The following is a 13,527-nucleotide window of genomic DNA, read 5'->3' as shown; positions in this document are numbered from 1 at the left end:
ACATTCCGGAGCAGGTCGATTTCATTGATGCACTGCCGGAATACTCGAACGATCTGTATGTGCACAAAAAGATGAAAACAAACTTCGAAAACTCGCTGGCTTCCTTGAAAGCATGTGTACCGGCGCTCGAAGCTGTTGAGGACTGGACACTCGACAATGTTCATGCGGCATTGTTCTCTGTGATCGAGTCACTCGGCGTTAAAAACGGCGTTGTGCTGTGGCCGATCCGTGTTGCTGTTTCGGGAAAACAGTTCACTCCGGGCGGCGGCGTTGATTTGGCGGCTCTCCTTGGCAAAGAAGAAACGATCGCCCGCATCAAAAAAGGCATCGAGCAGCTTGAAAACGCGTAATTGAATCTTTTACAAATAAAAAAGATGTCTTAGTTATCAGAATACACTTGTACATTAAGAGCAGCATAGCAAATTGCTATGCTGCTCTTATTTTTTCGTTTTCTCCTGCTTATAGCAAAAGTTTTCTCCCCGCACCCGCGAAATAAGAAAAACACCGTCCCGAAATCGGATTTTACTGCGATTTCGGGACGGTATGACCAATCCGGCATTAAATTTCTTATTTATACGATAGACTCATGCTTTCGGTACAAATGCTGGAAGTGTTTTCATTTAATGATCTTCCAATTTCAACTGAATGCTCAAATGATAATCTGCACCGGACAGTTTATATTTAGAAGGCATTTCTGTGCTCCACGCCATATCTCCGCCAATCGGACCGTGTGCCGCATCAATATGAAATACGGTTTCTTTCCGTACAGGCATCTCAAAATCATGGGCTGCAGTTTTGTAATCTTCAATTCTGTGGTGTAGTGCATCAAAATGAAACGGCTGTTTGGAAGAAACGCATAGCGCTGCGCCGGAATCCTGTGTAAAGGTAACCCATCGTGTTTCCTCATGCCCACCGGTTTCAGACGGCGGTACAAACGGAAAGTGCTGTTCGGAAATCGTAGAGGTATATACGCCAAGCGGCGCCGCCAACAAACGATCGGGATAGTTTTCCACGCTGCCTCTGCCGAAATAGGACAGCATTTCAAAACCATCTGCAAGCACCCATTCCAGACCAATACGCGGCACTGCATAATAAGAGGAATCCAAATGAAAATCGACGGACAAATCCACCGTTTCGTCCCCATAAAAGGTATAAATCAATTTCCCGCTGATTTCCGGAGCTGTATTGTCAGATTGATATAAAGAAAATCCCAGCTGTAATAATCCATTCCCTTCAAGCAGAGTTCCTTGATCGGAAATCAACCGCTGATCTCGGATGTTAGCATAGTCTTCATACCATCCCCATCCAGGCTGCGCATCAAGCCCTGTATACGGACGGTCAAAACAAGAACGCGCTCCTCCGAGAACGTATGGAATGCCGTTTTTACTCCACAAGGTCAGTTCACCGGTCTTGGCACAAATATTCCACTGGCTCCTACCTACAGTGATCACCCATAAATCGTCCTGTTTTGTCCAGCGCGGAGTATTTCCGCTTTGTTTCGGCTTTACTGCCTCCGCCGGTCCGCTCTCCAATGCAAACTGGAACAAACCAATTTCTTGCTCTGCCGGTGCATAAAAGGTTTCTTCCCTGCGGCGCATGGAAAATTCGATGGTATAAATCGCACCTGCTTTTTCCGGTGCGGAATTTCTACTATTAAAACAGTGCTTTGTCCCGCAGGTAAATTCGGGAGAAGGACTTGCTGTTCTTCGATCGGATATCCGTTTTCCCGAAGCACAGCATGACAGGAGAAATGATCCAGAGAAAGCTCTTGGCTGTCGTTTCTCAGCAAGAACGTATTCCATCCGCCAGCAGTTGCGCGGGGTGACCAGTTTTCCGGCCGCTGAATCTGTACCGGTGCATATGCTGCTTTCACTTCATACGCCACCGGCTTCCACGTTAAATCCGGCAGCACAATGCCGTTGCACGTCATAAAACGAGGACATTCTCCTTCCTCGACAAAGGATTCGTTAAAATCGCCTCCATAGGCGAAAAACGTCGTCCCATCCTCAGCGGTTCCTTTCAGGCACTTATCCTGCCAATCCCAAATAAAACCTCCCTGAAACCGCTCATACCGCTGTGTCAGTTCCAGAAAACGCTCCATTCCGCCGCCGCTGTTGCGGATCTGATACAAATATTCCACCAGAATAATCGGGCGGTTATCTTCTGGATCGGAGAGCATACGCAGAATTTTATCCACAGGAGCATACATATTTCCGCGCACATCAGAAATTCGTTTGCCCGGTTCCCCGGACTCATACTGGCACAGACGGGTAGGATCATATTCTTTGATGAAACCGTACATTGCAGCATGGTTCGGGCCGGTTCCGCTTTCATTTCCCAATGACCAGGAAAAGATGCTCACATGGTTTTTATAATTGCGTACCATACGCGTTGCTCGTTCCACAAAATTTGGCGCCCATTCCGGATTGTGCGTAATGGCACCGGATACGCCATGCGTTTCAATATCACATTCGCACACCAAGAGCAATCCATATTCATCACACAACTCGTACCAATCAGGACAATCCGGATAATGACAAGTGCGCACCGCGTTAATATTCATCCGCTTCATTTGGCGAATTTCTTCCAGCATCTCTTCTCTGGTACCTGCTCTTCCGGTGGGATAAAAATGTTCGTGACGGTTTACACCGCGAATGATCAGTCTGCGGCCGTTGAGATAAACCACACCGTGCCGCACTTCAATTTTTTTAAATCCAAACCGGCAGGATTCCACATCCAATACAGCTCCGTCCGGTGCTAACAAAGTCACTACCGCAGTATACAAAACCGGTCGTTCCGGCGACCAACAATGAACACCGCAAATTTCCGAGATTGTTCTGGCGGTATTGGCAGTGGGTGCTCGATCGGTACGATATTCCGCTTCTTTGCAAACCTGTGATGTCTGCGTTGCCATGCAAATTCCCTGAGAATCATAGATCGTTACCCGAACAGAACAGTCCGCAAAATAAGGCGCTCGAGAAACTGTTACATCTGTCCGGACGGTGCCAGATCCGTGACAAAGATCAGGAATCGCCTGCAGCTGAATATCATCAATATGCAGCTTTTGTTTTGAAATCATCCACACGCTCCGGTAAATACCCGAAAGATACCAGTAGTCCTGATCTTCCAGATAACTGCTGCTGGCAAATCGCATCACCTGCAATGCCATCAGATTTTCTCCTTTTTGCAGATACTGCGTTACACAAAATTCTGCCGGAAGTTTGCTGTCCTCAGAATAGCCGACCGGCTGGCCGTTGATCCATAGATAAAAGGCGGCTTCTACTCCTTCAAACCGCAGATATACTTCTCTGCCTTCAAACGTATCCGGTACAGTAAACCAGTATCGATACGCACCGGTAGGATTCTGTTTTGGAACATAGGGAGGATTGGGAACCCTTGGTTCCTCTTGTTTGGCTTCAATCAGACAAGCTTGTTCAGTTTCCGCCCAAGGATATACAATATTGGTGTAGATCGGTTCTCCAAATCCCTGTGTTTCCCAATTCCCCGGAACAGCAGCAAACGAAAATTGACTGTCATCATAGTCAATACGATAAAATTCATCGACTGCTTCCGGTGACGAATACAATCGGAACCGGTAATCACCATTCAGGCAAACGGTATATGGACTGGTTCCGTATTGACATTCTTTTGCACGCTCTTGGGTGTCATAAGCACCCCACCGGGAATGAGCCGGCATCCGATTAACGGAAGAAATCTCCACTGTTTCCCAATCGGGACGCGTGTGAAAATCCATTCTGCGATTCATAAGCTTCGCCATAAAAAGCTCCTTTCCGCCCTTGTGCGGGATCTTTTTTCTTTTGTCAGATCTGCCTTTGTACAGTAAAAACAGATTGCTGTCCGGCGTTTTTTTGACTTTTCCTGTTCTTTATGATAAACTTTTTTCAAGCGAAAGGACATAGTTTTTTTGGTAAAAACCATGTCCTTTTTGGTAATCATCAGGAGGCAGTTATGGCAAATCCAAAATTCGCCCAGTTGGGTCATCAGGTCATCTACCGCTTTGTCGGAGGAACTCCGGAAAACGGAATTCTTTCCTGCGGCTTTATGAGAAAACCCACAGCACAAAAATCTCAAATAAACTTTAAAATTCCTTATTACAGCTGTTTTGTCCTGCTTTGCGGCAGTGGAGAATATCAAGATGAAACCGGTTTTTGCGCCACGCTTTCTCCAGGATGCGTTGTCCAGCGCATTCCCGGAAGAACCCACTCCACTCAGGTGATCGGAGACGGAAACTGGTTAGAGTTCTATGTCAGTTTTGGGGAAAGCTGTTTTCATTCTCTGGTATCACTGGGGTTGCTTCACCCGGAACGTCCTGTCAGCTTCTGTCCGAATTTTGAATCTTTGATTTCAGAGTTTCAGCAGCTATTGAATCAGATGACAAATTCCCCGGATGCCGAATTATTCTACAGACTGCTGGAATGCCAGCAAACCGCGGTGCAGTTAGTGAACCCACCGCCTCAGTATTCTCAATCAGAAGCTATGATCTGCCGCGCCTGCGCCATGCTCGAAAAAGATTTGGATAAACCTCTTTCTCCGGAACAAGTAGCACGTGAACTTTGTGTCGGATACGAATTTTTCAGAAAGCAGTTTTTGAAAAAAACCGGTATTACACCCGGTGCTTATCGCAGACAAAAAAGAATGACTGCTGCTCAGATGATGCTTATGGACGGTCAATCAGTAAAAGCTGTGTCTCAAGCACTGGGCTACAGCGATCCATTCTCTTTTTCAAAGCAATTCAAACGATGCTGCGGAATTTCCCCAATGGCTTATGCCAAAGATCCTCAAAACACTTTTTCACCTTCGGAATAAGCATCAGGCAGGAAGCCAAGACTTCCTGCCTGATGCTGCTATATTCTGTTCTGTCAGCCGTTTTCCTGTTCGCAGTATCTTATGGCAGCTGTTTGCTTTACGGCTGTTTTTCCACCGCAGGAAATCCGGCTTTTTTCCGACATCTGCGAAGCCATCCGCCCTGCAAATAATATCCAACAAACAACAGTGAGGTTGCACCCCAGGTGATCGGATAGCTTACCACAATCGTTTCGAGCGTCGGAGAGATAGGAACGATCACAAACATCCAGATGACACGAAGCACACAAACGCCGATACAGGTCATAATCATCGGCACAAGCGCATCGCCTGCACCGCGAACGGCACCCGCCAGCACCTCAATACAAACATAAGTAAAATAAAACGGCGAAACGATCCGCATGGCACGCATACCGATTTCAATGACATCTTTGTCCGGTGTAAACAGCATGAATACATACTGTCCGGCAAAGAGCATAATCAAACTCATAATGCCAGCCGTTAAAAACGCTATTGCCAAGCAAACCCGCACGCTTTTATGCACACGATCAATTTTCTGTGCGCCGAAATTCTGTCCGGTAAATGTTGTAATCGAAACGCCGAATGCGCCCATGATCATCCAGAAAATACCGTCGATTTTTCCGTACGCAGTCCACGCCGCCACGGTATTCGTACCAAGTGCATTGATGCTCGACTGAATGATAATGTTCGAAGCGGAGTACATCACCGACTGCATTCCCGCAGGCAGACCGATACGGATCATCTCTTTTAAAATATGAAGATCAAATCGGATCTCCCTGATCACAAGACGATAAATTTCTCTGGTGCGGACCAGAGAAAACACCACCAAAACAGCGCTGACGACCTGCGAAAAAACAGTTGCAAGCGCGGCACCTGCAACACCCCAGCGGAACACTGCAACAAACAGCAAATCGAGCACCAGATTGACCATACAGCAGACAATCAAGTAATAAAGCGGGCGTTTTGAATCGCCGACAGCACGCAGAATACCCGATCCGATGTTGTAAATCAGTGAGAAGATGACACCGCCGAAATAAATCTCGATATATGTAACCGAAAAGCCCATGATATCGCTCGGCGTTCCCATTGCCGCAAGCGCAAACGGCGAAGCAGCCATACCGATGATTGTCATACCGATTCCGCCCGCGATACTGAGCGCCGCAGCCGTGTGAACAGCTTTTGAAGTTTCCTGCACACGCTTTGCGCCGTAAAACTGCGAAATGACTACCGTTGCACCCGATGACACACCCACAAAAAATCCGACGAGCAGGTTAATCAGCGTACCGGTTGCACCACCGACTGCCGCGAGCGCTTCTTTTCCGACGAAGTTTCCCACAACAACCGCATCGACGGTGTTGTAAAGCTGCTGAAAAAACGTGCCAAGCACAATCGGAAAGAAAAACGCCAAAAGCTGCTTCCAAATGACACCCTCCGTGATTCCGTTCGCTCCACGTATGATTCCTTTTGTGCGCAATAATCCCACTCCTTCATTTTGATTTGTTTCATTGTGTGTTATTATAACACAAACCGCTTTCCTTTTTCAACGTACTGCCGTGAAACCGAAATTTTCCGTTTTTCCTATTGACGAACAAGTCCATTTATGATATTATATTTCTTGCAGTCAAAATGCTACTGTGGCTCAGCAGGTAGAGCAGCTCACTCGTAATGAGCAGGTCGTCCGTTCGAATCGGATCAGTAGCTCCAGACCTGCGGTCAGCATTTCGCGACCGCAGGTTTTTTTTATTATAAAGGTTTATGTCCGCGATTATAGCGAGGATCTTTTTGGCAACACTTCTCAAAAAGCAACGACACCCAAGCAGTTTATGCCTGCTTGGTTTTTTTTCTGTTTTTCTCGCTTTATTTTGATAAATACGAAACGGCATTTGCAACTGCCTGCTTTGTCCGTTCATTCTCGTTTTGACCTTTGCTGCGATAGTCAAACATCAATGTAAAGCTGTGCACATCGTCCCGCAGTGTCTGCAAATATGCTTTTGTCCGCTGTGTGAGTGCCTCGATCAATGGTTTTGCCTGCTTTTTGGGCAATGTATCCGCAATAATCCGACAGAACAAATCGTAATGCGCAAAGCAATAGTATTCCTGGTCACAGACAAGTTCTAAAAAAGCAGGATCGGCAGCAGCTGTGCGCGCGGCGTTTTGCAGAAATTTTTCGCTCACGCGGTCAATCTCACGGCAGACAAAACATGTGTGTACCGGCGATTCCTCCCCCTTCTTTTTTGCCGCAGGCGGCATGTGCTGTGCCATCAATTCATCGAGATGTGTTTCCAGCATGAGCGCCAATGACAGCCTGTTTTTCTGATGCATCATTCGTTCCAGATGCGATGCACAAAAGCCGTATTTGTTTGTTTCCATGCGAATATCCGGCTCCATCATTGCTGCGCCCATGATATATTCGATGCATCGGTTTTCGAGCATCTCACGCATCCGGCAAACAGGACAGCCGTCATTCGCCTCTTTTTTGAAAATATCGGTCAGCGGTATGGTGTAGATTGATTCCTTCATACTTGACGAACCTCCGTTAGTTTTGTATGATAAACCGTATGAAAGGACGGTTTTCGATGAATTTTGATATCGTACAAGAAAAAAATGATCTGCTTTGGATGATTCCTTCCTCCGCGTTTTCTCTTTCTATGACGCTCCAATGCGGTCAGTGTTTCCGCTTTTTTGAAGAAAATGGCGTCTTTTTAGGCGTTGCAAACGGACGCCTGTTAAAAATCGAGCAAACCGATCGGTTCATCCGGTTTTTTGATATGACACAAGAAGAATTTCAAGCAGTCTGGGCGAATTATTTTGACTGTGCCACTGACTACGACGCACTTCATACGCTGTTTTCAAACGACCAGACCTTATGCAGCGCCATCGAAAAAACGGGCGGCATCCGTGTACTGCGTCAAGACGGATTTGAAACGCTGATTTCCTTTTTGATTTCGCAAAACAACAACATTCCCCGCATCACCAAAAGCATCAATTTGCTGTGTGAGCGGTTCGGCAGCCGGATTGCACCGGATACATTTGCGTTTCCGGACGCAAAAACGCTGGCAAGCGCTTCTCTCTCGGATTTTTCGGGATTGTCACTCGGATACCGTGACCGTTACCTGCTGGATGCGGCACAAAAAGTGTCCTCGGGTGAAATTGATCTGTCAAAGCTTTACACCTGTCCGATCGAAGAAGCACGTCAGACACTGCGCACCATCTGCGGCGTTGGTCCGAAGGTCGCGGAATGCGTCCTTCTGTACGGATTTGCGCGGCTTTCGTGTGTACCGATGGATACCTGGATGAAAAAAGTCATGGCGCGATACTATCAAGCAGGGCTGCCGGAAGAGATTTTACCGTATGCCGGCATTGCACAGCAGTATCTGTTTCATTATGCGCGCTGCTTCGATACCTTCTGATGCCGTTTTTTTCGTGTATAGAGCACGGATGCAACGAGCGATGTCACAGGAATCGTAAACAAGATGCCGAAGCTGCCTGTGAGCGCCTGCATCACTTCTTCGACAATCATTTCCTGATTAAACAGCGACAGCAGCGATGTTTCATTCGCCGCCAGCAAAATCACAACGGAAAGTGAACTTCCGATATACGCGAGAATCAGCGTATTCGCCATCGTGCCCATGATATCACGCCCGATCGTCATGCCGGAGCGGAACAGCGCACGAATGGACCGCCGCTCTCCCATTTGCTCGCCAACCTCATAAAGCGAAGACGAAAGCGACATCGATACGTCCATTACGGCACCGACCGCACCGACCAAAATGCCGCCGAACAGCAGTGCACGAAGGTCGATTTTCGCGGACTCCATCATGGTGATATACAGCGTCTGCTCATCGGTCAGACCGGTTAAGTGCATAATGACCGTCAAAAGTGCGGAAAGCCCTGCTGTGACGCACAATCCGCCGATACAGCCGATTGCCGCACACAAACTTTTTTTATGCGGACCAACCACGATCAGCAGCGTCATGGCAATGATATAGACACACGTGATTGCTGCGGAGACATAGATATTCTGTCCTGAAAGAATTGACGGGACAAATACGGCAAACACCGCAAGGCACGTAAACGCAAGTGAAACCACTGTGTGCAGTCCCTGCCATTTTCCGAAAATCAGCAGACAGATGCAAAAGAGAATACCGGTCACGATCAAAATACCGCTGCGGTGATACTGTAAAAAACGCCACTGATAATTGCCGTTTGGCACAGCCGAACCGTCTTCATTGACAGCATATTCCGATTCATAACTCAAAACAACAGAATCCCCTGCTTCCACGCGCTTTGGACTGACCGCCACAATCGAGTCAATCTGCTGGGATGCTTCCACTTCTGCACCTTTCATTCGTCCGCTTGTCACACGGGCGCGGAACGTAATTGTCTCACTTTTCATCTCTGAAGCCGTTCCATTAAGTGTATAGGTTTCTTCCTTTACATCTATAATTTCAATGATATCGGCAGTATACTGAAGCGATGCCACACTTCCGAACGAAAAATTCGCGGATGCAATCCGATTGCCGACCACTAAATAAAGAACCGATATGACAACAACTTCCAAATAGGTGAGAATTGTTTTCCATTTCGTTTTGATCCACTGCAAGTGTTTCATCACTCCGTTTCTGATTTATTTGTCTTTTATTGTATCTGTTTTTTCGTTGTTCGTCAATCATACTTCTTTTATGCAAAGGAATTGCAATCCGACGCAAAATATAGTATAATAAAGCTTGTACTATGGGCGTTTGATAATAAAACGCTTGTAAATTCAAGTTCTGGGAGGAATTTATCATGTTAGTCTCTGCAAAAGAGATGCTTACAAAAGCAAAAGCTGGTAAATATGCGGTTGGCCAGTTCAACATCAACAACCTTGAATGGACCAAAGCAATCCTGTTGACTGCACAGGAATTGAACTCTCCGGTTATTCTCGGTGTTTCTGAAGGCGCAGGCAAATATATGGCTGGCTACAAAACAGTTGTCGGTATGGTGAATGGCATGCTCGAAGAATTGAACATCACCGTTCCGGTTGCACTGCATCTGGACCACGGCAGCTATGAAGGTGCAAAAAAATGCATCGAAGCTGGTTTTTCGTCCGTTATGTTCGACGGTTCGCACTATCCGATCGAAGAGAACGTTGAAAAAACAAAAGAACTCGTAAACATCTGCAACGAACTGGGTCTTTCTTTGGAAGCTGAAGTTGGCTCCATCGGCGGCGAAGAAGACGGCGTTGTCGGCGCTGGCGAATGTGCAGATCCGGACGAGTGCAAAATGATCGCTGATCTGGGCGTCACCATGCTCGCTGCTGGTATCGGCAATATCCACGGCAAATATCCGGCAAACTGGGCTGGTCTGAGCTTCGAAACACTCGACGCTGTTCAGGCAAAAACAGGCGACATGCCGCTCGTTCTCCACGGCGGTACAGGCATTCCGGAAGATATGATCAAAAAAGCAATTTCCCTGGGCGTTGCAAAAATCAACGTAAACACTGAGTGCCAGCTCGCATTTGCTGCTGCTACCAGAGAATACATTGAAGCAGGCAAAGATCTGCAGGGCAAAGGCTTTGACCCGAGAAAACTGTTGGCTCCGGGCTTTGAAGCAATCAAAGCAACTGTCAAAGAGAAAATGGAACTGTTTGGTTCTGTCAACAAAGCATAATTCATTTTCTGCTGATAAAAAAACCACCGATGCATCACATCGGTGGTTTTTTATTTTCTTTTTCTGTTTAGTCAACAGACGATTGTAAACGGTACTCTTTCTGTTTTATTTTGTGCATGTAATAAAAATATGCAATGGCAAGAGGAATTGCCGCGCCGATCCAAGCAACCGGATTTGCAAGGCAAACGCCCAAGTAGCCAAACGGAATGGTAAGGCAAAACGCTGCAAATGCGCGCATGGCAAGCTCGACAAAGCCGACAAACACCGGCACACCGCCGCGTCCCATTCCCTGCAGCACATTTCGGTAGATGAACAACTGACCAAGCGGGAACAGGAACACACCCATGATGTTCAAATAAAACTGGGACTGCTGTAACACGGCAGCATCACTTTCGCCCACAAAGAGCTGTGTTAAAAATTGCCCGCCGAAGATGACAAGTAAGCCGCCCGTGATCGACCACGCGAGTGAAAACAACGTTGATTTCCGAACACCTTCACGGATTCTTGCCATTTTCCCAGCGCCATAGTTTTGCGCCGCAAATACAGACGCTGTCACGCCAAGAGAGTTTAACGGCTGTGTAACGATATTTTCAATTTTTGACGCCGCGGTAAACGCAGCAACCGTCTGAGAACCGAAATCATTGAGCGCTGCCTGCATAATCATAACACCGATTGCGATAATCGAAAACTGAAACGCCATCGGAATGCCAATGCGCAAATGCTCCCATGCAAAGCGCCAGGAAAACGCAAAATCCTCTTTCTTAAGCCGCAGCACCGGGAATTTTTTTAAGCTGTAGAACAGACACAGTACCGCCGAAACGGCCTGTGCGATAATGGTTGCCCATCCTGCACCGGCAACACCCATATGGAAAGTTAAAATACACACAAAGTCAAGCACAATATTGATTGCACAGGCAACAATCAAAAACAAAAGCGGTGTTTTGCTGTCACCGAGTGCACGCAGAATACTTGAAAACAAGTTAAAGAACACTGCGGCTACGATCCCGTAATAAATGACAATGATATACCGATATGCATCGTCAATAATGTCGCTTGGTGTGCGCATGAGTTCAAGCAGCGGCCGTGCAGTGAACACGCTCAGAATCGTAAACACAATCGTCACGCCGACACTTAAAATCAAGGATGTTGCAACACTGCGGCGAATGCCTTCTTCATCGTCCGCGCCGACACGCTGTGCGGTAATAACAGAAAATCCGCTGGTGATTCCCTGCACAAATCCAAGAATCAAAAAGCTGATGGCGCCGGTTGCGCCGACTGCCGCCAATGCGTAAACATTGATCGTTCGTCCGACAATAATCGTATCCGCCATACTGTAAAACTGCTGAAAGAGATTACCGATCAAAAGCGGTATTGTAAAAAACAAAATAAGCTTTCCCGGTTTTCCGTCGGTCAAATCCGTCCGCATCAAATTCCCCCATATCTATCGATTTATAAAAACAAAAAATATTGTATCATGATTTTTTAAAAAGTATAGTCTTCACGGCCAAAAAAACAAAAAACGTCATCTGACACAAAAGATGCTTCATTTTTTCTCTGTTTTTCTGCATGAAAATACAGCCGACACTGTTTGCCGGCTGTATTTAAACATCATCATTCTTCGCTTGTTTCCATTTGTACCGGTGTGCTTTTGACAAGACCTTTTCGCTTCCATCTGCCGGATGCATAATACAAAAGGCCGATCACAAGGCCGATTGCCCAGCCGATCACATAGGAATAAAAAATTGCATCCCGTCCAAACCAGAAGCTTAATAGATATGCCGTCGGTACACGGGCAATCCAAAGCGAAATAAACGAACAAATCATCGGTACCACCATTTCACCTGCACCGCGCATCGTTCCGCTCACCATAAACATGATGGCAAGCAAACAATAAAACGGAAGCACACTGTGCAGATATGTAACGCCGGACGCAATGACCTCCGGACTTTGGCTGAACATCCGCATCACAAATCCACTGATCGGATACAAGATAATGCCTAGTGCAATACTCGTGGCAATCGAAAGCACCATACCGGCACGGAATCCTGACGATACGCGTTTATACTGTTCTGCACCGACATTTTGTCCGGTATAGGTGGTAATTGCAATCGAAAAGCTCTGAATCGGCATGAACGCAAAGGAGTCGATCTTTCCTGCGCCGTTAAAACCTGCCATAAACGATGAACCGTAGCTGTTGACAAGCGACTGCATCATCATAACACCGACTGAAAAAAGCGCCTGCTGCAATCCGGACGGAATGCCCAACCGCATTGCCTGTTTAAACAGCGCTTTGTCAAAATGAAAGGAAAACAGCCGAATGTGAAGCATCGGATAATGCCGGTTGATATACTGAATGCCAAACAGCCAGGAAGCAAGCTGACCGATAATGGTTGCAAGCGCCACACCGAACACACCCATACCAAAGCAGACAGTAAACACGATATCAAGCACGATATTGATGATACACGCAATCAGCAAAAACAAAAGCGATGTACGCGAATCGCCAAATCCCTGCAAAATACCGGCGTTGATGTTATAGCCAAGGCTGCCGATGATTCCGACAAAAATGGTAATCATATAAATCGTCGCCATCGAAAGCGTTCCGTCATCCGGCACCTGAATGAGCATCAAAAGCGGCTTTGCAAGCAGCACACTGATCAGTGACAGCGGAACAATGCCGATGATCAGCGCTGTATAAATCGTGTTAACCGTTTTTCCGACACTTTCAAAATCTTTTGCGCCGTAATACTGTGAAATCATGATAGACGCACCCATACCGATTCCCATAAACAGCGAGCTCATCATGAAAATGATCGGGAATCCCGTTCCCACTGCGGCAAGCGCTTTATCGCCGATCCACTGTCCGACGACAATACTGTCCACCATGTTGTAAAGCTGCTGAAAAATATTTCCGATCAGCAGCGGAATCGAAAACATGACAATCAGCTTATACGGGTTGCCCTGCGTCATGTCGGTGAGTCCGTTTTTCTTTCTTTTGATTGTTTCTCCCATTTCTCATAAATCCCCTTT

At 46.8% G+C, this 13,527-nt stretch carries 10 protein-coding genes, 1 tRNA gene and 1 pseudogene; 5 read left to right on the top strand and 7 right to left on the bottom strand.

Annotated elements, in window-relative coordinates; translation table 11 throughout:
- Positions 1-350: pseudogene (locus tag H6A12_RS10900) on the top strand (glutamate--tRNA ligase); the annotation flags it as partial.
- A 270-nt stretch (positions 351-620) separates the two neighbouring features.
- Here H6A12_RS10900 and H6A12_RS10895 read toward each other — a convergent pair.
- Together H6A12_RS10895 and H6A12_RS10890 are read right to left on the bottom strand one after the other, a co-directional pair.
- Positions 621-1,547 carry a hypothetical protein gene (locus H6A12_RS10895; RefSeq protein WP_204447805.1) on the bottom strand — a complete coding sequence of 309 codons (927 nt, stop codon included), beginning with the start codon at positions 1,545-1,547 and terminating at the stop codon, positions 621-623.
- Positions 1,505-3,778 carry a glycoside hydrolase family 2 TIM barrel-domain containing protein gene (locus H6A12_RS10890; protein WP_204447803.1) on the bottom strand — a complete coding sequence of 758 codons (2,274 nt, stop codon included), beginning with the start codon at positions 3,776-3,778 and terminating at the stop codon, positions 1,505-1,507. The genes H6A12_RS10895 and H6A12_RS10890 overlap by 43 nt, the downstream gene beginning before the upstream one ends.
- Before the next feature lie 191 nt (positions 3,779-3,969).
- Here H6A12_RS10890 and H6A12_RS10885 point away from each other — a divergent pair, with 191 nt between their 5' ends.
- A complete protein-coding gene (locus tag H6A12_RS10885) occupies positions 3,970-4,827 on the top strand; it encodes a helix-turn-helix domain-containing protein (protein ID WP_204447801.1) in 858 nt (285 codons plus the stop codon).
- Positions 4,828-4,924: 97 nt separating this feature from the next.
- Here the strand turns inward: H6A12_RS10885 and H6A12_RS10880 are convergent, their stop codons facing one another.
- Entirely contained in the window at positions 4,925-6,328 is a 1,404-nt protein-coding gene (locus H6A12_RS10880) for an MATE family efflux transporter (RefSeq protein WP_430623638.1), read from the bottom strand.
- A gap of 145 nt (positions 6,329-6,473) precedes the next feature.
- On the opposite strand from H6A12_RS10880, the gene H6A12_RS10875 reads away from it, so the two are divergent.
- A tRNA-Thr gene (locus H6A12_RS10875) sits at positions 6,474-6,549 on the top strand.
- 153 nt (positions 6,550-6,702) lie between these two features.
- On the opposite strand, the gene H6A12_RS10870 is transcribed toward H6A12_RS10875, so the two are convergent.
- Complete coding sequence (locus tag H6A12_RS10870; protein WP_204447797.1) at positions 6,703-7,365, bottom strand: DUF6062 family protein; 663 nt, start codon at positions 7,363-7,365, stop codon at positions 6,703-6,705.
- 56 nt (positions 7,366-7,421) lie between these two features.
- Between H6A12_RS10870 and H6A12_RS10865 the strand changes: the two genes are divergently transcribed.
- The gene (locus H6A12_RS10865) at positions 7,422-8,255 is read left to right on the top strand and encodes a DNA-3-methyladenine glycosylase family protein (protein ID WP_243415491.1); all 834 of its coding nucleotides are present in this window, start codon (positions 7,422-7,424) and stop codon (positions 8,253-8,255) included.
- Here the strand turns inward: H6A12_RS10865 and H6A12_RS10860 are convergent.
- Complete coding sequence (locus tag H6A12_RS10860; protein ID WP_204447794.1) at positions 8,228-9,448, bottom strand: YibE/F family protein; 1,221 nt, start codon at positions 9,446-9,448, stop codon at positions 8,228-8,230. The two genes, H6A12_RS10865 and H6A12_RS10860, sit on opposite strands and share 28 nt — an antisense overlap.
- A 185-nt stretch (positions 9,449-9,633) precedes the next feature.
- On the opposite strand from H6A12_RS10860, the gene fba reads away from it, so the two are divergent.
- Positions 9,634-10,497, top strand: coding sequence for a class II fructose-1,6-bisphosphate aldolase (fba, locus tag H6A12_RS10855; RefSeq protein ID WP_204447792.1), 864 nt, complete (start codon positions 9,634-9,636; stop codon positions 10,495-10,497).
- 67 nt (positions 10,498-10,564) lie between these two features.
- Here fba and H6A12_RS10850 read toward each other — a convergent pair whose 3' ends face one another.
- Both H6A12_RS10850 and H6A12_RS10845 read right to left on the bottom strand, forming a co-directional pair.
- A complete protein-coding gene (locus tag H6A12_RS10850; protein ID WP_204447789.1) occupies positions 10,565-11,923 on the bottom strand; it encodes an MATE family efflux transporter in 1,359 nt (452 codons plus the stop codon).
- Between the two features lie 185 nt (positions 11,924-12,108).
- Positions 12,109-13,509, bottom strand: a complete 1,401-nt coding sequence (locus H6A12_RS10845) for an MATE family efflux transporter (protein WP_204447787.1) — start codon at positions 13,507-13,509, stop codon at positions 12,109-12,111.
- Positions 13,510-13,527 lie beyond the last annotated feature (18 nt).

The organism is Merdimmobilis hominis (assembly GCF_016901855.1).
In the GTDB taxonomy this organism is placed as follows: domain Bacteria; phylum Bacillota; class Clostridia; order Oscillospirales; family Ruminococcaceae; genus Paludihabitans.
This window is presented reverse-complemented; position numbering and strand designations above follow the sequence as displayed.

Bases quoted from the DNA above. Each gene is read 5' to 3' on its own strand.
- H6A12_RS10890 (WP_204447803.1), bottom strand. From the start codon at position 3,778: ATGGCGAAGCTTATGAATCGCAGAATGGATTTTCACACGCGTCCCGAT.
- H6A12_RS10885 (WP_204447801.1), top strand. From the start codon at position 3,970: ATGGCAAATCCAAAATTCGCCCAGTTGGGTCATCAGGTCATCTACCGC.
- H6A12_RS10870 (WP_204447797.1), bottom strand. From the start codon at position 7,365: ATGAAGGAATCAATCTACACCATACCGCTGACCGATATTTTCAAAAAA.
- H6A12_RS10865 (WP_243415491.1), top strand. From the start codon at position 7,422: ATGAATTTTGATATCGTACAAGAAAAAAATGATCTGCTTTGGATGATT.
- fba (WP_204447792.1), top strand. From the start codon at position 9,634: ATGTTAGTCTCTGCAAAAGAGATGCTTACAAAAGCAAAAGCTGGTAAA.
- H6A12_RS10850 (WP_204447789.1), bottom strand. From the start codon at position 11,923: ATGCGGACGGATTTGACCGACGGAAAACCGGGAAAGCTTATTTTGTTT.
- H6A12_RS10845 (WP_204447787.1), bottom strand. From the start codon at position 13,509: ATGGGAGAAACAATCAAAAGAAAGAAAAACGGACTCACCGACATGACG.